The following is a 19,600-nucleotide window of genomic DNA, read 5'->3' as shown; positions in this document are numbered from 1 at the left end:
CAACCACCGTAGAGAAAACAGAAACCTACCCGAAGCTGCGCAACTACATGCTTGCTTCTCATTTTGCTTCTTCCTTGCTGTATAATAAGTACCGTCGGGCGTTGCCGCTGCTGCGGATTCCGTTTTCGGTGTACCTGATGCCAGTGTTCTGGTTTGGGCTAAGCGCCTTACGCGAGCCGTTCAGCCCATGGCGGGCAGCGGGCGTGTTTGTGGTGCTGCACCTGCTGGCCTACCCCGCATCCAACGGCTACAACAGCTACTACGACCGCGACGAGGGCAGCATTGGCGGCCTGCGCCAACCGCCGCCCGTATCGCGGGAACTGCTGCATTTGGTGTGGCTGTTCGATGGGCTGGCTGTGTTGGGCGGGGCGCTTCTGTCCCTACCCTTCGCGGGGCTGGTAGTCGTGTATCTGCTGGTATCGAAGGCGTATAGCTACGAGGGTATTCGTCTGAAAAAATACCCGCTCGTGAGCACGCTGGTAGTCGTGGTGTTTCAGGGTGCCTATACCTTTCTGATGACGCAGGTGGGGGTAGGCGCTTCTCCTGCGGCTATTTTGGCCTTTGATAACCTCCTGCTGGCTTTGGTGAGTACGCTGTTCTTATGCGGTTCCTACCCGCTCACGCAGGTATATCAGCACCAGGAAGACGCCCGCCGCGGCGACCGGACGCTGAGCCTGCGCCTGGGCATACGGGGTACGTTTGTGTTTGCGGGCGTGGCGCTGGGGGTAGGGGCAGCCTTGCTGGTGGCCGTATACGCACAGCGCAACGAGTGGACGCACGCGCTGCTGTTCCTAACGGCTACCCTACCCGTGGTGGGGCTGTTTGGCCGCTGGGCTTGGTTGGTGTGGCAAGATGCCAGCGCCGCCAACTTCGACCATACCATGCGCATGAACCAGGTATCGTCGTTGTGCCTGAGCGCCGCGTTTGTAGTAATGTTGCTCTGGCGCTGGTGGTAACGCGCCGCCGAAAACGTCGGCCAAGCACTTGCCGTATTAGCTAACTCCTCCTGTTCTCCTCCACGGTATGCGCCCTCTTGTTGCTCTCTCTTGCCTGCTGCTCACTAGTGCATGTTATCAGCAGAACAGCCAATATTCGGGTACCTCGCCCCTGGCTGCCGATACAACGGCCGCCGACACGTCGCTGGAAGCGCCTGACACCACCCGCGCCGGCAGCGTCTCGGCCCAGTCCGACACGCTGAAGGTAGTGCAGAAACGCCACGAGTTTTCTACCCCCGGCATGCCCGATGTGTTCAGGCTGGTATTGCGCGGCAACGATGCGCTGAGTGGGCAACTCGATTTCACTATCACCGACCATACCGGGCAGATCATCTTTCACGAGGTATTGTCGGCGGCTGATCTGGAGGCGGCAATGGTGTATGATATGGCTGGCACCACGCCCCCTACCCCTGCGGCCCGCGAGGCCTACGTGCGCCGCCGCATGGATGAGTTTTTTGCCGATCAGAATTTTCATCAGCCTGCCCTACCCACTGCTACTCCTTTCCCCGCCGGCAACCCCCTCGACCGCAACACGTGGGCCGACATCCAGCGCCGCGCCGATACCATCGGGTTTCAATATCTGGTAGGCAAAGAAGACCGCCGCCGCATTGCATATTCGCCCCTCAAAAAGCAGGTGGTGCAGTTAGGCGGCTTCGGTAGTTAGAAGCGCCTATTCTCTACCCTCCGGCTTTCTCAGCTAATGCCTGCTCCAGCCCGGCCGCAAATACTGTGTAGGGTTGATAGCCTTTGGCCAGGATATAGCCCTCGTTACCCACGCGCAGCACAGTAGTGGGTAGGCCTTCCAGGTTGAGCCGATTAACAGTAGCAAATTCCTGTTGCACTACCTGGGCTGTTTCAGGCGCGGCCCACAGGCGCTGAAAAGTAGCTGCATCAATGCCGTATGGCTCAAGCAATGGTAAGTAGGTAGAGAGGTCCTTTAGATTCTGGCCATCGCGGAACAAGGCGGTTTGTACGTCGTGGGCAAACTGGATGGTGCGCTGCTGGTCGCCATCTAGTTGGCGGAATACAGTGATGGCACGGCTCGGTGGCTCCGAGTCAAGCCGCAGTGTGCCCTCTTCCCCTACCGTATGGTAGGCGGCACCAAACTCCGCCCCTGTTACTTCACCAATCTGTGCGGCCGCCCCGCTCAAGAAGTCCCAACTTTCACCAATGGACGTCACGTCGTTGCCCGTCAGCATGCCGCCGCACAGCACCGATACGTCTACGCGGCCTGCAAACGCCTGCTGCGCCTGCCGAATCACGGGGCTCATGCCGTAGCACCAGCCACACAACGGATCGAAGAGGTAGAGGATTTCGGGGCGGTCGGCGGTCTGTTCCATATGGCAAAAGTATAGGGTAAGCTATTAACAAAACAGAACGTCATTCCGACCAGCGGGAGGAATCTCGCGTGCGGAGGACGGAGGTAAGATACTACCCTCTGTCAGCACGCGAGATTCCTCCCGCTGGTCGGAATGACGTTCTTCTACTCTGGCTACAGTAAGAAGTTAGCCGTTCATCGAAATCAGGAACTCGTCGTTGTCCTTGGTGCCTTTCATGCGGTCTTTCAGGAACTCCATGGCTTCGGAGGCCGTCATGTCGGACATAAACTTGCGCAGCACCCAGATGCGGTTCAGTTCTTCTTTGCTCATCAGCAAATCTTCGCGACGGGTACCAGAAGCTGGTACGTCGATGGCCGGGAAGATGCGCTTGTTGGCTAGCTTGCGGTCCAACTGCAATTCCATGTTGCCGGTACCTTTGAATTCCTCGAAAATCACCTCGTCCATCTTGGAGCCGGTTTCGATAAGAGCCGTGGCAATGATGGTGAGCGAGCCGCCATTTTCCACGTTGCGGGCCGCCCCAAAGAAACGCTTGGGTTTGTGCAGCGCGTTGGCATCCACACCACCCGAGAGGATCTTACCCGAAGCAGGCTGTACTGTGTTGTAAGCACGCGCCAGACGTGTAATCGAGTCCAGCAGAATCACCACGTCGTGGCCGCACTCTACCAAGCGCTTGGCCTTTTCCAGCGCAATGCTGGCAATTTTCACGTGGCGGTCGGCGGTTTCGTCGAAGGTCGAGCTGAGCACTTCGGCTTTCACCGAGCGGGCCATGTCCGTTACCTCTTCCGGACGCTCATCAATCAGCAGGATAATGAGGTAGACCTCGGGGTGGTTCTCGGAAATGGAGTTTGCAATTTCCTGCAACAGTACCGTTTTACCGGTTTTGGGCTGAGCCACAATCAACCCGCGCTGGCCTTTGCCAATGGGGGCAAACAGATCCAGAATACGCGTGCTATACTGGCCAGGCTTGGTGGTCAGTTTCAAGCGTTCCTCCGCAAACAGCGGTGTGAGGTTGGTGAAGGGTATCCGGTCACGAGCTTCTTCCAGTGAGCGGCCGTTCACGTTTTCCACGTTTACCAGGGCAAAGTATTTCTCACCTTCGCGGGGCGGACGAATGGTGCATTTCACCGTGTCGCCGGCTTTCAGGGCAAACTGCTTTACCTGCTGGGGCGCCACGTAAATATCATCGGGCGAGGCCAGGTAGTTGTAGAACGGCGAGCGGAGGAAGCCATAGCCACCGTCGGGCATCATTTCCAGCGTCCCTTCGCTCTGGATGGTGATATCCAGATCGTTGCGGGCAGGTGCGGGCTGCTGCTGACGTGGGTTCTGCTGCTGCTCCTCGCGGCGCTGCTGGCGCTGTTGCTCGCGGGCAGCAAACCGCTCTTCGCGGCGCTGGTCACGGTCGGCACGGCTCTGGTCGCGGTCGGGGCGCGGCTCACGGTTGTCGCGGCCGTTCTGGTCACGGTCACGTTCGGGGCGCGGCTCCCGGCCATCGGTACGCGGGGCATCGTTGCGCTGAGGACGGTCGTTGCTACGATACTCGCGGGGCGTGTCGTTGCGCTGGCCTTCCCGGTTTTCGCGACCATCGCGGCCGTTCTGGTTCTGGTCACGGTCGCGCTCGGGGCGCGGCTCCCGGCCCTCCCGCACAAAAGCCGTAGGCTGGTCGCGGAGAATGGGTGTAGGTGCAGCGGCTGTTTCGGCGGCTGCCGGCTCGTCGGCCACTGCTACGTCGCTGGCAGCAACAGCCGTTTCCGGCGCGTTTTCCCGGCTGCTCTGCCCATTGCGGGGGCGGCGTTCGGGGCGCTGATAGAGCTTAATGGGGCGGTCGTTGCCGGCAGGGGTTTCTACGGAGGGCGCAGGAGTAGCTTCCGATTCCAGCGCAGGGGCAGGTGCCGCAACTTCCAGTGTGGGTGCTGGGGCAGCTTCTGGTTCCGGCGCAGGGGCCGCAGCTACGGCTGCGGGAGCGGGTGCTTCCGCTTCAGCCACCTCCGCTTCCGGAGCGCTGGCCGCCGGAGCCGCTGCCTTGGCACCACCACGACGCGGCGCGGCAGCCCGAGTAGCACGGCCATTGGCACGAGGCGCAGCCGGTGCCTCAGTTACTTCTGCGGGGACAGGAGTTGTGTTTTTTTGAGGTAGCTGATCGGCGGGCAGAATGGCCTGCTGATCGAGAATCTTGTAAATCAGATCCTGTTTGCTGAGTCTACGGAAGTTACCAACCTTAAGCTCTTCTGCAATTTCCTTTAACTCGGACAGCAGACGGTTCTTCAACTCGTCAATAGTGTACATAATAGGTAGTAGGGGCGAAAAGGCGGGCTCGGGACCGAACACGCGGCCGCGTAGGCTTACGTTGGGCAACGAAGGCAACCGCCGGGCGGCGCGAAACGCGAAATCAGACTAAGAAAGAATGGAGGTACTGGGGAGGCGCTGGAAAATCGGCATGGGCCTCACAACAGTACAAATTACCTGTAGGCCCGGCAACAGCGGCCGGCTTGTTTAACGCAATGTTAGGGTAATACGCGCACTTTGCCAAATGAGATACATGGATTTTTGAAAAATCCAGACCACCCGGACTAGTGTGGGTACTGGCAGTCTAACGCTGGGCACGTAGCTTCCGTTCCGGCTGCGTACTTTTGCGTTCTCCCATTTCGCGATATCTCCGTCTTATGTTGCAAGTTTCCGTCCTGCGCGAGCACACCGCCGAGGCGCTGGCCGCCCTCGCCAAAAAGCACTACAAAACTGCCGAAGCCGACGTGCAGGCCGTTCTTGACCTCGACCAGCGCCGCCGCCAGCTCCAAACCGAGCACGACTCAGCTCAGGCCGAAGCCAACGAGCTGGCCCGCCAGATTGGTGGCCTGATGAAGGCCGGCAACAAGGCCGAAGCCGAGGAGCTGAAAGTCCGCACCGCTACCCTCAAGCAGCAAACCAAACAGCACGCCGACGAGCTGGCCCAGGTGGAGCAGGGTTTGCAACAAGTGCTCTGGAAGCTGCCTAACCTGCCCCACAGCAGCGTGCCTGAGGGCCGCACAGCCCAGGACAACGAAGTGGTGCGCGAGGTAGGCGACAAACCCGAGCTACCCGCCGATGCCCTACCCCATTGGGAGCTAATCAAGAAGTATGACATCATCGACTTCGAGCTAGGGGTAAAAATCACTGGCGCAGGCTTTCCGGTGTATAAAAACCAGGGTGCGCGGTTGCAGCGGGCACTCATCAACTTTTTCCTCGACGAAGCCCGCGCCGCCGGCTACACCGAGATGCAGCCCCCGATTCTGGTGAACGAGGCCTCAGGCTATGGCACCGGCCAGCTGCCCGACAAAGAGGGCCAGATGTACCACGATGCACAGGATAATCTCTACCTTATCCCGACTTCGGAGGTGCCCATCACCAACCTCTACCGCGACGAGATTATTCCGACGGAAAAGCTACCTATCCGCAACACCGCCTACACGCCCTGTTTCCGCCGCGAAGCTGGCAGCTGGGGCGCCGATGTGCGCGGCCTGAACCGTCTGCACCAGTTCGACAAGGTGGAAATCGTGCAGATTACGCAGCCTGAAGAAAGCTATGCTATTCTGGAGCAAATGGTGGCGCATATCGAAAGCCTGTTGCAAAAGCTGCAACTGCCCTACCGTGTGCTGCGCCTCTGCGGCGGCGACATGGGCTTCACCTCAGCCCTCACCTACGACCTAGAGGTGTGGAGCGCCGCCCAGCAGCGGTGGTTGGAGGTTAGCTCGGCTTCTAACTTCGAAACCTACCAGGCCAACCGTCTTAAGCTGCGCTACCGCGCCGAAGGTGGCAAAACGCAACTGCTGCACACGCTCAACGGCTCGGCGCTGGCCCTACCCCGCATTGTAGCGGCTCTGCTGGAAAACAATCAAACAACAGATGGCATTGCGTTGCCGGAGGTATTGCATTCGTATTGCGGATTCAGCAAGATTGGGTAATTCCAGCTTTTCTTGCTGACTATCCTGATTTATCCGTGCTACTAAGTTCATCTTGTTTGCGCAAAGAGGCCCGCTTCGAGCGGGCCTCTTCTTTTTCATACCCACGAATGCGCTGATTGCATCAATTTATAACAACGAAAAGCTGTACCTACCGCCCATCCCGAGCGGGCGGCAAATCCAGATCGAAGCGAATGTCGCGCATGCATTTGAAATGTCCTTGCGGGCACTGCCCGAAACCGATTTTGGAACACGGCCGACACGCCAGCCCTCCCACCTCCAGCACCCGAAACTCCGTGCGGTAGGGGTACATCCCAAAAGCCGGCACCGTATTGCCCCACACGCTGAAAATCTCTTTTTTGAAAGCCGCCGCAATGTGCATCAGCCCCGTATCGTGGCTGATGATGAGCTGCGCCTGCCGCACCAGCGAGGCCGACTGATGCAAGTTGAACTTGCCGCAGGCGTTGTAGATGAGGGTCTTAGGATCTTGGGGACTTGGGGTCTTAGGAAAATAGTATGGGCTATCGGGAATTTGGGTGGTAGGCGGTACTGCTGTAGCCGCTTCCTTTTCAAAAGCCAGTTCCACCACGTGGCCGGTGCTTTCGTCCTCGGGTCCACCAAGTAGCACCACGGGCCGCCCTAGTTGCCCGCACAACTCAATGATGCGCTCTACGGGCAGGCGCTTGGTGGCGTGCTGTGCCCCAATAGCGAAGGCCACGTAGCCGCGCTGGAAATGAGCCGGCAGCGTCGTGGCCAGGTCTACCTCATCTTTTTCGGGGATGAAGTAATCGAGGCCCTTGCCGTCGTTGCGCACGCCCAGGGGCGCGGCCGCGGCCAGGTAGCGGTCCACGATGTGCAGGTGGGGTAGGCGATTGATTTTGAAGCGTACCAATAGCCACTTCTGAAAATTCAGCTTATCGAAGCTGCTGTTGGGCACGTTGAGTTGCAGTTTCAACAGCCTAGTACGCAGGTTATTGTGCAGATCAACGATATAGTCGAATCGTTCGGCGCGTAACTCTGCTGCCAACTCACGCAGGGAACCAGTCAGGTAGTGCCCCTTCTTGATGTAAGGGTTTGACTCGACCAAGCCGCGGTAGGCGGGCTTGGTGCAGAAATGCACCTCCGCACCGGGCACCTGCTGCCGGATGGCGCGCACCACGGGGGTAGTCAGCACAATGTCGCCGATGGAGGAAAAGCGCAGAACCAGAATTTTCATGCGGTAGGGACGCGCTACACGCGCCCGTCGTTGAACGACGGTGTGGGCAACGTTATCAAACTAGAAAAACAACCTCAGCAACGATAGGTGCGGGCCACGCGCCCCTACTCAAACAACGACTTTTTATATTCCAGGGGCGGTTTGATGTTAGCTTTTCGCTCGGCGAAATATGCCGCTACCTCTTCCACCGATAACGCATTAAAGGTCATGTCAGGCGTCAGCATGCCTTTGCGCCCCATCAGCACGCCGTAGCGCATGTCGGCGTAGCCGTCAGTGTGGTGGGCGTCGGGGTTGATGCTGAGGCGCACGCCTTGGTCGAGGGCGTAGCGCACCCAGCGCCAGTCCAGGTCGAGGCGCCAGGGGTTGGCGTTGATTTCGATGATGACGCCATGCTTGGCACAGGCATCAATAATGGCTTTGAAATCGAGCGGGTAGCCCTCGCGGCGCAGCAACAGCCGGCCGGTGGGGTGGCCCAGCATGGTGCAATACGGGTTTTCGATGGCGCGCAGCATTCGCTCGGTGGCCTTGCGCTCATCCATACGCAGGTTGCTGTGCACGGAAGTCACCACAAAATCGAACGAGCTAAGCACGTCGGGCGTGTAGTCCAGCGCCCCATCACTCAAGATATCGCACTCAATCCCTTTGAAAATGCGAAACGGTGCTAATTCCTGGTTCAGCTGGTCAATTTCCTGTTGCTGCTGGCGCACGCGCTCCGGTGAGAGGCCATTGGCGTAGTGCGCCGCCTGCGAGTGGTCGCAGATGCCGAGGTACTGGTACTGGTGGTCGCGCAGCCACTCGGCCATCTGGCGCAGGGTGTGGGCACCGTCGGAGTGGTTGCTGTGGTTGTGCAGGGAGCCGCGCAGGTCGGTGTCTTCCAGCAGGCGCGGTATTTTCTGCTCTTTGGCTAGGGTTAGCTCCCCCCTACCCTCACGCAATTCGGGCACCACGTATTGCAGGCCGACTTTCTCGTAGATGGCTTCCTCTTGATAAAATCGCTCTTTCTTGACCACTTGGCGCAATGTGGCCGGCTGACCGGGCATGGCGCTGGGTAGGGCCTCGGTGAGGTGTGCTTCGTTGCCAGTAAGCAGGAACAGCTGGTTGGTGAAGTTTTCCTTGGTCACGAAATGCACCTCCACCTTCACGCCCGATTCGGTGGTGGTGCCGCGCCAGCAATATACCCCGCACTGGGCAGGCTCGGCGGCCAAGCCTTCTAGCGCATCCAGGGCATCGTGGCCGCGGTCGGGAGTAGAGGTAGCGGCCACCAGCACAATGGTTTCGATGGTTTCGAGGCAACGGCGCAGCTCCCCGGCCACGGCCACCTGCTCGGTGCGTAGCGCCTCGCGGAGGCGGGCTTGCAGGTCGGTGGCCAGGGCCTCGGCCTGCGGAAACAACAGCTTGCCTTTGCTTTGACTGGTAAATTCCAGCGCGGCTAAAATCAGGTCCTGGGTCTTTTTACCGAAACCTTTCAGTTTGCTGATTTGGTCCTGCTCGGCAGCTTCGCGCAGTTGCTCGGGGCTTTCAATACCAGCCTCGCGCCACAACTGACGGATTTTCTTGGGGCCGATGCCTTTGATGTTCAGCAGTTCCACTACGCCGGGTGGCGTAATGGCTAGCAAGCGCGTCAGCTCATCGAACGAGCCCGTATCAAGTAGCTCGGCCACGCGGGCGGCGGCGCTTTTGCTCAGGCCGGTGCGGTCGGGCAGACCGGTGCGGTCCATGTCGGCCACCTGAAAGTTGAGCTGATCAAGGGCATTGGCGGTGCCTTCGTAGGCGCGGATTTTAAACGGATTCTCGTCGTGCAGCTCCAGCAGCTGGGCCGCCAGTTTGAAAGCCCGAATCAGGTCACGATTGGTCACGGGGTAGGGAACTTAGGAGTTTGGGTCGCGCCGGATGCCGGGTGCCAGGCAGAACGCAGCTCGGTAAAGATACGGGCAAACTGGTAGCTTAAGCCCGGTTTTGCTCCAACGGACCCCAGCGCGGTAGTTACCGTATACAACACTACGTAGGTTTCGAGCCGGGCGCTGCGTTTTTTGTTGCCCGTGCCGTTTTCATCTCCTTGCTCTGAGTATTATGCGTCTTTTTACTTTCCTTGCCTTCCTAAGCATCTTGTTTTTGGCCGCTACCTGCACGCAGTCCAGTATCAACCTGCGCAAACTGGAAGGCACCTGGCTCCACGCCCATGAGGAAGACCAGGAGGGCGTCTTGGTCTACCGGCCCAACACCTATGCGTTTCCGCCCTCACGGGGCCGCACTGGCTTTGCCTTCGACCGCGCCGGCTTGTTCACGCAATACGACATTGCCCCCACCGATGGGTTGGAAGGCCACGAAGGCACTTGGAAAATGGACGGCGACAACACTGTGCTCATTTCTTTGGAAGATAAACAAGAACCGGATTACCGCCTGGAAATCGTCTCTTTAGAGAATAATGTGTTGAAAATACGACGGCTGGAAAAGTAGCATGCAACGTTTGGGGCAAGATGCAGCTCCTTTTTACGTTACACCATTGCTTGTCTAGATTCACTACTATATATGCGCTTTTTAGCACTCCTCGGCTGCTTTCTGCTTGCCAACCTATTCTTCAGTGCCTGCTCCACGGATGATGATACCGTGTCGCCGGAAGCAGTGAATTCGTACTTGTTTGGGCAACTGTGGCTGAATTCCTACGAGGCCAAGTCGGACGAAACGCCTACCTACCGCCTGAAGGACTACACGTGGGTTGAGCAACCAGTGCGCTACAACGTGCCATTTGAAGGTGGCGATGGCTTCCGTTTTGAGAAAGATGGCACCCTGCTCTACATCGCGCCCGGTATTGGTCCTGGCCCTACCCAACACCAGGGCGTTTGGTCGCAGAATGATGATAAAACGATTTTCTACGTGCATCTCAACGACAACTCCAGGCCCGATTTTCAGGTGCAGATTGTGTCGGCCACCAGTGAGTTGCTGCGCGCCCGCTACCTAAGATAGCAACTGCTACCCTACTGAAGCGGCCTACCTGGCATAATCCGGGTAGGCCGCTTTGTTATAAGTTTGTAGTTCTCATTTTCCGTTTGCTTTCTATGAACTACTGGCTCGTCAAATCTGAACCCGAAAAATACTCCTGGCAGGACTTCTTGCAAGAAGGCCGCACCGACTGGACGGGCGTGCGCAACTACCAGGCCCGCAACTTTTTGCAGCAGATGCAGCCTCAGGATCTGGTGCTGTTCTACCACAGCGTATCCGACAAAGAAATAGTAGGCGTAGCCGAAGTAGTAGCCCCCGCCGCCCCCGACACTACTGCCGAAACGGGCAGCCCGTGGGTAGCCGTAGCCCTAGCCCCGTGCGAGGCCCTACCTCAACCCGTGTCGCTGGCCCAAATCAAGGCCGATGAGCGCCTAACTCAAATAGCCTTGTTGCGTCAGTCGCGGCTGTCGGTGATGCCGCTTCGGCCCGAGGAGTTTGACACCTTATTAGAGCTAGGCGCAAGGTAAGAGACCTACCTCTCTAGGCCCTTCCAGCTGTTATCTAAGCCGGCTTTACTTCACGTACGGCCGGCTTTTTTGTGGAAAACGGTGTCGATTAGCATCAGGTAGTAATAAACCAACCCGTGGGCGCTGGCTTTTCTGGTTGATTTATCGTAATTCTACCACTACGCCCTTTCTACACCTATCGATGAAGCTATTTTTACTACCCTTGCTCTGGCTGTGTATAGGCTCGGCGCTGGCCGCCGAGGAGCCCACGCAGCCCGCCCGTCTGGAGCTACCCCTGGATGCCTACAACAGCGAAGTCAGCATTCAGCCCCTACCCGCCGATAGTAGTGTGGTGTTGCTGGTGGAGCAACTGAAGCCCGGCGCTTTCACTACTACGCTCAGCTTTCAAAAATACGACTACCAGTTGCGGCCCGTGTGGTCGTCGCCGTTGGAGGTGCCCAAGGGCTTTTCCTTTGATCGGCTCACCTCCGATGGCATGACAGTCTACGCGCTGTTCCGGCCCGATTTGCTGGGCAAGCAGCTGTGGATAGCCGAGCTGGATGCTCAGACGGGCGTATTGTACGCGCACATGTTTGAGGCGGAAGATGTGCGCAGTATCTACGATTTTCGGGTGTTGCGCGGGCAGGCGTTCCTGACGGTGATGGTTGAAAATCATCTGACAGCGTTGCTGCTGAACTTGCGCCGCAACCGCATTAGCGCGCTGCCCGCCATCTACGAGCAGCTGCCTACCAACTTCACCTTTGCCGTCGACCCATTAGCGCAGCGCGTCGATTTCATCAGCAGCCAGACCAACGGTTACAAAACACGCCTGCAAGTGAAAGAGCTGTCGGCGGAAGGCCAGCTGCTACGCTCAGAGTTTGTGCAGGCCGAAAGCGACCGGAACCTGCTTATGGCCCAACTCAGCCCTGGCCTCCGCGACCGGCTGCTGCTGGGCACCTACAGCCTGCGCGACACGCGCTACGCCCAGGGCCTGTTTGTGGCTGATCTGAACGAGGCGCCTACCCTCACGGGCAGCCGCCGCAGCCTGCGCTTCTACGATTTCCTGAACCTGAAGCACTTCTTCGATTTTGTGTCGCCCAAGCGAGCAGTGCGGCTGAAAGTACGTGGCGAGCAAATGCGCGCCACCAACCGCAACCTCCGCCTGCACTACCGTTTGCTCACGCACGAACTATTGCCCACCTCCTATGGGTATGTGCTGGTAGGCGAGGTATACAATCAGCGCTTTCGCAACACGGTGCCCTACCAGCCCAACTCAGGTGTTCCGCTGGGCGCTTACGGCAACAACACCGAGGGCTATTATACTACCCACGCCATCGTCTGCGGCTTCGACCATGAGGGCAATCTGTTGTGGGACAATACGTTTGTCTTGAAAGATGCTCGCAGCTATGATTTGGTGGAGATGGTGCAGCTGCGTCCCCTACCCGATGGCCGGCGGTTTGTATTGGCCTACCTCGATGAGTATCGCATTCGCTACAAGCTGATCGACGGTGCCAATGCCTCTTCCAACGACCTGATGGTGCCCGTGCAAACCACTCTCAGCGACAATAAGGAAAAGGCCAACAACGCCACCCAACAAGGCATGCTGGCCTGGTACGGCAGCCGCTTTCTGGCCTTTGGCTACCAGCACATTAGAGCCACCAATGGTACCAACCGCGACGTGTATTTCCTGAATGCCGTGGCGTTCGACAAAATGACTGCGAAGTAAGTTGCCCAAAGCATAGCAGCGGAATTTGGCGCAATTTAGGCGCATGAAACGCTATGCTTTTTCCTTAGTAGCCGCGCTGGCGCTGCTGCTAAGTGGCTGCCGGGCCAGTGGCCCCGGCACGCCGGCCCGTACCGTGGCCGAGTTTTTTCGCAAGTACGATAGCCGCCCCGGCTTCCGCACCACCGAGTGGTCGGCGGGGCTGACTACGCGGCTACTGCTAGGCCGCCTGGGCAAGCTAGGCGGCGACAACGACCTAGCGCAGGCCCTGACGGCTATCCGAAGCTGTAAGGTGTTGGCCTTTACACCTACTTCATCGGGGGCGCTGAAGCTTACCGACGAAGGGCTGAGCCAGGAAGTAGACGGTTTGCTAAAAAACGAGCGGTACACCCCCTTGGCCGTATCAGCCCCTGATAACGATACGGCATTGCGCTACGCCGTTCGGCAGCAGGGCGACCAAGTGCAGGAGATGGTAGCCACCGGCCACCTCAACAGCGCCCCCGACTCGTTTGTGCTGCTCGATGTAAGCGGCAACTTTACGCGGGCACAGGCCGAGCGACTGGCTGAGTTCCTACCCAATGTGGTACGCGAAACCGCACTGTAATCTGATAATTCAATCAACACAAAAAAGGGGCGAACCAATGGTTCGCCCCTTTTGCTTTAGCGCAGTGCAGGATTAGGGTTGCGGCTGGCTAGGGATGTAGAATTCGAACTTGAACTCGGCGCGGCGGTTTTTCGCCATGTTAGCACGCGAGGTGTTCGGAACAACTGGCTTGCTTTCGCCGAAACCTTCCGTTGGAATACGGTTCGTGTCGATGCCTTTGCCAGTGAAGTACGTCTTAGCCGACTCAGCGCGACGCTCCGACAGGCCTTGGTTGTACTCATCGGTACCGCGGCTGTCAGCGTAGCCCGAGATGCGGAGGCTATACTCGGGGTGGTCGTTCAGTACTTGTACCATCTTATCGAGGGTGGTGTACGAGCTGCGCTGGATTACTGTGCTGTTGGTTTCGAAGCGGATGGGTTGCTCCAGCTTGCGGATTTCAGCGGGGATAGGCAGCGGGCAACCAGTCGAGTCAACCGTTACGCCAGCCGGAGTACCGGGGCACTTATCCACGTCGTCATTCACGCCGTCACCGTCAGAGTCTACTACTACTGGGCAGCCGGTTGCGTCAACCTGGGTACCAGCAGGGGTGTTGGGGCACTTGTCATCTTTGTCAGCTACGCCGTCGCCGTCAGAGTCAGGGCAGCCGCGCAGTGCGGGCAGACCAGCCTGGTCGGGGCATTCGTCTTCTGAGTCACGTACACCATCACCGTCACGGTCGGGGCAGCCTTCCAGCGAAGCCAAGCCTTTCTCGGTGGGGCACTTATCTTGGTAATCTGGAACACCGTCGCCGTCGCCATCAAGTGGGCAGCCGTTTTCGTCTACTGCTACACCAGCAGGAGTGCCGGGGCACTTGTCTTTGCGGTCTGGAACACCGTCCATGTCCTCATCCTTCGGCTTGCCAAACGCGATGTTCAGGCCAGCCGAGTGCTGCAAGAAACGGTCATCCCAGCCATCATTGTCGCCGCCTACGCTACCGTCGAGGTTGGCTTTGTAGCCTACTACCTGCGAAGTCTGCACGAAGATGCCGATGTTGTCGCTGATGCGGAAGTTGATACCCAAGCCAGCCTGACCAGCAAATTTGGTCTCGTCAGCGTTGATGTTGGTATTTACGTTGTTGGAACGGTACTGACCTTCACGGCTGTAGTACAGAATGCCAGGAGCCAACAAGATGTAGGGCTGCACGAAGGCATCTTCCTTCAAGGCCCAGCCATTGTTCAGCATCAGCTTAATCGGCACATTGGCGCTCACAATGTTCGTGGCGAAGGTGCTGCTGTTGGTACCGATGGACTTCTTCAACTCAGCATAGCTGCCTTGCAGACCAATGCTGAGGCCGGGAGCGATGTACTGGTTGATAGAGATACCAGGGCCCCACTTGGAGCGGCTGAAGTCCCAATAATCAGAACCCAGGTTGCCTTTATACTGGAAGGCATTGGCTGAGAGGCCAATCACCGTCTTGTGGTCAGAGGTCTGTGCCTGGGCTTTGGGGGCGGCTGCGAACATGGCTAGTCCGAGTGCCGCCGTTGTGGTTAAAAGGTGTCTCATAGAAGAGAAAAAATTGGGTAAAACTTGTAGTAGATCCGCTCAATATGGGAGAGAGTATGAGGCGGAATATGCTGCCTATACCGTTCTAGGGAGAATAAAGTTGTAGTAAGTGCGTATTCGGTCACGTATACCCTACACTGATTTACTACCCTATAAAGCCCATTTTCAAGCAAATCGACCGCATTTTAGGCCTTATTTCCCAGCATAAAAAAATATATTTTATTCATTGAATATAACAAACAGAGCCTCAGAAACTCCGATCAGAAATTAAAATTCCCGTCATGCTACACGTTGGCAGCACGGCGGGAATTTCAGTTGAACGCTGGTGATAGCGCTGTATCAGCGTCCGGCTTGCATCAGGCGCTCAATATCATCTGCCTCTAACGGGATGTTTTTCATCAGGTCATCGTTGCCGGTTTCCGTGATGAGAATATCATTTTCCAGGCGTATGCCAAGGCCTTCTTCCCGGATGTAAATACCCGGCTCGCAGGTATACACCATGCCCGGCTCAAACACCCGGTATTTATCGCCTACATCGTGCACATCGAGGCCCAAGTAGTGAGAGGTGCCGTGCATAAAGTATTTCTTATACAGGGGCGCGGCGGGGTCTTGGTTCTTCACGTCGTTGGCGTTGAGCAGGTCCAGCTTAATCAGCTCCTGCTCCATGCGGCGCCCCACGGCGGCGTGGTACTCCTCAATGTTGTTGCCAGCCACTAGCTGCGAGGTGGCAAACTTCATCACGCTCAACACAGCCTCGTACACATCGCGCTGGCGCTTGGTGAACTTGCCATTCACCGGGATGGAGCGCGACAAATCGGCGGCGTAGTTGGCGTATTCAGCCCCAAAGTCCATTAGCAGCACATCGCCATCTTTGCACTCACGCTCGTTGCTGACGTAGTGCAGGATGCAGGCATTTTCGCCCGAGGCAATAATGCTGCTGTAGGCTGGCCCGCGCGAGCCATTGCGCAGGAACTCATGAAAGATTTCGGCCTCAATCTCGTATTCCATCACGCCCGGCTTCACAAAGCCCAGTAGGCGGCGAAACGCTTTATCGGTGATGTCGGCAGCTTGGCGCATCAGCCGGATTTCCTCATCGCTTTTAATAGCGCGCAGCCGGTGCATGAGTGGAGCCACGCGACGGTACTGATGCAGGGGGTAGGCTTCGCGCAACCACTTGCCAAAGCGAGCATCGCGAGTTTCCACCTCCACCACAGCCCGAATGTGCTCGTTGGTGTTTAAATACACATTTTCAGCCTCATTCATCAAGGCCGGCAGCACCGATTTAAACGAGTCGAGCCACATGATGGTGGGCACTCCCGACTGTTGGCGGGCCTGGTCTTTGGTGAGCTTGTAGCCTTCCCACACCAAAATATGCTCGCTGGTTTCGCGCAGGAACAGAATTTCGCGGTACTGCGGCAACTTGGCATCGGGGAATATTACCAGGATGCTTTCCTCCTGATCGACGCCGGACAGGTAGAACAAATCGTTGTTTTGCCGAAACGCCATGGTGCCGTCGGCATTGGTGGGCATGATGTCGTTGGCATTGAAAATAGCCAGCGACGCCGGGGGTAATAAGACCTTGAAATGGCGGCGGTTTTCGATGAATAACTGTGGGTCGATGGGGCCGTAGCGCATGGAAAAGACAGGATAGAAGATGAGGACGACGCCAAAATAGCGCCGCAGCAAGTTAACAGATTGAGCCGGCGATTGTCCCGAAAAGCTATTCCCTACCCCACCAGCAAGCGCTACGCCGCTGCCACCAGTTGGGCATTGCTGAGGTGCATAAGGCAGGGCGGGTGGGGTAGCAGTGCTAGGTATTCGTCGGCGCGGTGCTGGCCAAATGGAAGTAGGAGAGCATGCACGTGGGGGTTGCAAGCGGTGCCCGCCAGCGCTTGCAACGCCTAATAGGGTAGCAGAAGAAGTAGGCAGGTTGTAGTAGGCAGCAAATGGCCCGTGCCGCCGCCGGAGCCACCGACTAAAACGCCCACTTCTCCTTCCCACATAGACTTAGGCAGAGAATGCACAACAGCAGATACACCAACCGGCAACAGCAGTAGCACCAGTGACGCCACCTCGGCTTTTGTAACGAAATGCAGATGAGTAGAGGGAGTAAAATGGGCGCAAGGAGAGCATAAAACCGGCACGCATCAACATGTTGCCCAGCTAGTTTGGAAGCCGAACAGGAATACGCATAGCCTATCGATGTTACGGGTTATAAGGGAAGGAATAAAATTTGGCCGTCATTTTGCACTATACCAATAAAGTTGCTTTTCTATACAGTTGGCTTTTTCCGATACAGCAATGCTCCCTAACCGCTCTACCCTACTTATTCAAACTGGCTCGTTAGCTGATGTTATTCTGCTCACAGCTCTAATCGAATACCTTCGCCTGATAGAACCAACCAGTATTTTAGATGTATTGATTCAGCAAGAACACACTAATGTGTTACAAAATCATCCTTTTATAAATCAGATACTTACAGTAGAAAAATCACAGATTAAACTACCCGTTGCCCATCAGCTACTGCGGCAGATCAGGGCGGTTAACTACCACCGGGTCATTAATTTACAGCACTCTACAGCCACAGGCTTGCTAACCGCTTTTTCTGGCGCCGAGGAAAGAATTGGATTTACTAAAAATCCGTTATCTACGGGCTTCACGCGGGCCGTTCCGTATTTCATTGCAACTGATACGCACGAGGTGGCGCGCAACCTGCAACTGCTGGCTCCACCCGCCTACACGCCCCTCACGCTGCCACGCCTCTACCCTACCCTCGCCGATGTGGAGGCAGCCATGCCCTATACGCTGTCGGGTAACTACTTGTGCCTGGCACCCGGCGCCGACCAGCGCACCCGGCAGCTGCCCACCGAGCAATGGCTGAAGCTGCTGGCCGCCCTACCCTCCTGCTACCCAGTATACTTGGTAGGTACTACCGACGACGCCGCCTTGTGCGCGGAGCTAGCCGCACGTAGCCACCGTTCGGGAGTTGTTAATCTGGCCGGGCGGTTATCGGTGCTGGCTACGGCGGCGCTGCTACGCGGGGCCGTACTCAACTACGTGCTCGATTCGGCCATGCTGCACCTGTGCTCGGCGGTGGCGGCGCCTACCTGCGCGGTGTACTGCTCTACGGCACCCACCTTCGGCTTCGGGCCGCTCAGCCCACAGGCCTGGGTGGTGGAGTCGGCAGCAGACCTAGAGTGCCGCTCCTGCGACGTGACGGGGTATGCCCAATGCCCGCTCACGCATTTTCTGTGCGGCCGGGGCATCGGCACAGCCCAACTGTTGGCCCCACTGGCCGAGGCAGAACGGCTGAAGCGTATGGTCGCGCCCCAGGAAGTGGTATATCGCGAGTTGATGCGGGCTTAAGGCAGCGGCGTATTTCGTTGGCTTTTGTTGCTCTTTTTGTACGTTGCCCTCATGCAGCACGTACCTTTGCAACTACGCACCGGGCTTGGCTGTTATAGTAGCCCGGCCGGCCCCTACCCCGGCCCGCCGGGGTTTTTGCCTTTCTACTTTTCTGCTTTTCCCGACGAATGCTCGACTACGATTTGCTCGAACTGCCCAACGGCATTCGGGTACTCCATAAACAGGTACCTCACACTAAAATCGCGCACTGCGGCTTTCTGCTTGATATTGGCTCGCGCGATGAGCGCCCCGAGCAGCAGGGCTTAGCGCACTTCTGGGAGCACATGGCCTTTAAAGGCACTGAGCGCCGCAAGAGCTTCCACATTCTCAACCGCCTTGAAACCGTTGGCGGCGAGCTGAATGCCTACACCACCAAGGAAAAAATCTGCTTCTACGCCTCGCTGCTCAGCACGCATTTCGAGCGGGCCTTCGAGCTGCTGACTGACCTCACCTTCCACTCAGTATTCCCTGAGAAAGAAATCGAGAAGGAGCGCGGCGTGATCTTGGAAGAAATGTCGATGTACCTCGACGCGCCCGACGATGCTATTATTGATGATTTTGACGAGGTAATTTTTGGGCAGCATGCCCTAGGGCACAACATCCTAGGCACACGCCAGAGCGTGAGCAGCTTCCAGCAGGCTGATTTCCGGCAGTTCCTGAGCGAAAATGTGCGCACCGACCGGCTGGTGTTCAGTTCCGTGAGTAACCTGCCATTTAAGGAGGTGAAGCGCCTAGCCGAGAAATACCTGGCGCCCCTACCTGCCCAACTGGGCGACCGGCCCCGCACCAGCTTTGCTGGCTACCAGCGCCGCGAGCTGCTGGAGCGTAAGCCTATCACGCAGGCGCACTGCCTCATTGGTGGCCCGGCCTATGCTATTGATGATGACCGCCGGATTCCATTTTTCCTGCTCAACAACGTGCTGGGCGGTCCCGGCATGAACTCACGTCTGAACCTGGGTGTGCGCGAGAAGTTCGGCTTGGTCTACGCCATCGACTCCACTTACTCGCCTTACACCGATACGGGCATGTTCGGTATCTACTTCGGCACCGAGAAAAAGCAGGTAAACCGTACTATTGGCTTGGTGCAAAAGGAACTGAAAAGGCTGCGTGAAAAGCCGCTCGGCGGCTTGCAGCTACACACTGCCAAAGAGCAGCTCATGGGCCAATTGGCCATGGCCGAAGAAAGCAACGGCGGCCTGATGCAGCTCCTCGCCAAGAGTACGCTGGACCTGAACCGCGTGGAGCCCATCACCGAAATCTTTGATCGGGTGCGCACTATCACCGCTACGGAGTTGCTGGATATGGCCAACGATGTGCTGCGAGAGGATAACTTGAGCGTGTTGCAGTACGTGCCTGAGTAGGGTGATCACGGCAGGACGTCTATCGTTCTAGCGTGA

Annotated in this window: 16 protein-coding genes; 10 read left to right on the top strand and 6 right to left on the bottom strand. The window is 57.4% G+C overall.

Going from position 1 to position 19,600, the window contains the following annotated elements; translation table 11 throughout:
* Positions 1-47: 47 nt before the first annotated feature.
* Both KYK14_RS06915 and KYK14_RS06910 read left to right on the top strand, forming a co-directional pair.
* Positions 48-956, top strand: a complete 909-nt coding sequence (locus tag KYK14_RS06915; protein ID WP_219158034.1) for a UbiA family prenyltransferase — start codon at positions 48-50, stop codon at positions 954-956.
* Positions 957-1,023: 67 nt separating this feature from the next.
* A complete protein-coding gene (locus tag KYK14_RS06910) occupies positions 1,024-1,659 on the top strand; it encodes a hypothetical protein (RefSeq protein WP_185281136.1) in 636 nt (211 codons plus the stop codon).
* A 13-nt stretch (positions 1,660-1,672) separates the two neighbouring features.
* On the opposite strand, the gene KYK14_RS06905 is transcribed toward KYK14_RS06910, so the two are convergent.
* Together KYK14_RS06905 and rho are read right to left on the bottom strand one after the other, a co-directional pair.
* Positions 1,673-2,335: a DsbA family protein gene (locus tag KYK14_RS06905; RefSeq protein WP_185281137.1), complete on the bottom strand. Its 663-nt coding sequence runs from the start codon at positions 2,333-2,335 to the stop codon at positions 1,673-1,675.
* Between the two features lie 165 nt (positions 2,336-2,500).
* Positions 2,501-4,618 carry a transcription termination factor Rho gene (gene rho / locus KYK14_RS06900; protein WP_219158032.1) on the bottom strand — a complete coding sequence of 706 codons (2,118 nt, stop codon included), beginning with the start codon at positions 4,616-4,618 and terminating at the stop codon, positions 2,501-2,503.
* Between the two features lie 377 nt (positions 4,619-4,995).
* Here rho and serS point away from each other — a divergent pair, with 377 nt between their 5' ends.
* Positions 4,996-6,270, top strand: a complete 1,275-nt coding sequence (serS, locus tag KYK14_RS06895; RefSeq protein WP_219158030.1) for a serine--tRNA ligase — start codon at positions 4,996-4,998, stop codon at positions 6,268-6,270.
* 148 nt (positions 6,271-6,418) lie between these two features.
* Here serS and KYK14_RS06890 read toward each other — a convergent pair whose 3' ends face one another.
* Together KYK14_RS06890 and polX are read right to left on the bottom strand one after the other, a co-directional pair.
* Positions 6,419-7,483, bottom strand: coding sequence for a glycosyltransferase family 9 protein (locus tag KYK14_RS06890; RefSeq protein ID WP_219158028.1), 1,065 nt, complete (start codon positions 7,481-7,483; stop codon positions 6,419-6,421).
* A 104-nt stretch (positions 7,484-7,587) separates the two neighbouring features.
* Positions 7,588-9,339, bottom strand: coding sequence for a DNA polymerase/3'-5' exonuclease PolX (polX, locus tag KYK14_RS06885; RefSeq protein WP_219158027.1), 1,752 nt, complete (start codon positions 9,337-9,339; stop codon positions 7,588-7,590).
* Between the two features lie 214 nt (positions 9,340-9,553).
* Here polX and KYK14_RS06880 point away from each other — a divergent pair, with 214 nt between their 5' ends.
* The 5 genes from KYK14_RS06880 to KYK14_RS06860 all read left to right on the top strand — a co-directional run bounded on the left by KYK14_RS06880 (position 9,554) and on the right by KYK14_RS06860 (position 13,256).
* Complete coding sequence (locus tag KYK14_RS06880) at positions 9,554-9,940, top strand: lipocalin family protein (protein WP_219158026.1); 387 nt, start codon at positions 9,554-9,556, stop codon at positions 9,938-9,940.
* Between the two features lie 72 nt (positions 9,941-10,012).
* A complete protein-coding gene (locus tag KYK14_RS06875; RefSeq protein ID WP_219158025.1) occupies positions 10,013-10,447 on the top strand; it encodes a hypothetical protein in 435 nt (144 codons plus the stop codon).
* A 92-nt stretch (positions 10,448-10,539) separates the two neighbouring features.
* Positions 10,540-10,950 carry an EVE domain-containing protein gene (locus tag KYK14_RS06870; protein WP_219158024.1) on the top strand — a complete coding sequence of 137 codons (411 nt, stop codon included), beginning with the start codon at positions 10,540-10,542 and terminating at the stop codon, positions 10,948-10,950.
* A gap of 181 nt (positions 10,951-11,131) precedes the next feature.
* Positions 11,132-12,655 carry a hypothetical protein gene (locus KYK14_RS06865; protein WP_185281146.1) on the top strand — a complete coding sequence of 508 codons (1,524 nt, stop codon included), beginning with the start codon at positions 11,132-11,134 and terminating at the stop codon, positions 12,653-12,655.
* Between the two features lie 43 nt (positions 12,656-12,698).
* A complete protein-coding gene (locus KYK14_RS06860; RefSeq protein ID WP_219158023.1) occupies positions 12,699-13,256 on the top strand; it encodes a DUF4252 domain-containing protein in 558 nt (185 codons plus the stop codon).
* A gap of 72 nt (positions 13,257-13,328) precedes the next feature.
* Here KYK14_RS06860 and KYK14_RS06855 read toward each other — a convergent pair whose 3' ends face one another.
* Together KYK14_RS06855 and KYK14_RS06850 are read right to left on the bottom strand one after the other, a co-directional pair.
* Complete coding sequence (locus KYK14_RS06855; protein ID WP_185281148.1) at positions 13,329-14,798, bottom strand: OmpA family protein; 1,470 nt, start codon at positions 14,796-14,798, stop codon at positions 13,329-13,331.
* Between the two features lie 339 nt (positions 14,799-15,137).
* Entirely contained in the window at positions 15,138-16,433 is a 1,296-nt protein-coding gene (locus tag KYK14_RS06850; RefSeq protein ID WP_219158022.1) for an aminopeptidase P N-terminal domain-containing protein, read from the bottom strand.
* A gap of 666 nt (positions 16,434-17,099) precedes the next feature.
* Here KYK14_RS06850 and KYK14_RS06845 point away from each other — a divergent pair.
* Both KYK14_RS06845 and KYK14_RS06840 read left to right on the top strand, forming a co-directional pair.
* The gene (locus tag KYK14_RS06845) at positions 17,100-18,164 is read left to right on the top strand and encodes a glycosyltransferase family 9 protein (protein ID WP_219158021.1); all 1,065 of its coding nucleotides are present in this window, start codon (positions 17,100-17,102) and stop codon (positions 18,162-18,164) included.
* Positions 18,165-18,331: 167 nt separating this feature from the next.
* On the top strand, positions 18,332-19,564 hold the full coding sequence (locus KYK14_RS06840) for a M16 family metallopeptidase (RefSeq protein ID WP_208308866.1): 1,233 nt from the start codon (positions 18,332-18,334) through the stop codon (positions 19,562-19,564).
* The last annotated feature ends 36 nt before the right edge of the window (positions 19,565-19,600 follow it).

This window comes from Hymenobacter profundi, assembly GCF_019334315.1.
GTDB classification, from domain to species: Bacteria; Bacteroidota; Bacteroidia; order Cytophagales; family Hymenobacteraceae; genus Hymenobacter; species Hymenobacter profundi.
Note: the sequence above shows the minus strand (reverse complement) of the source record. Positions and strands in the feature narration are given on the sequence as shown.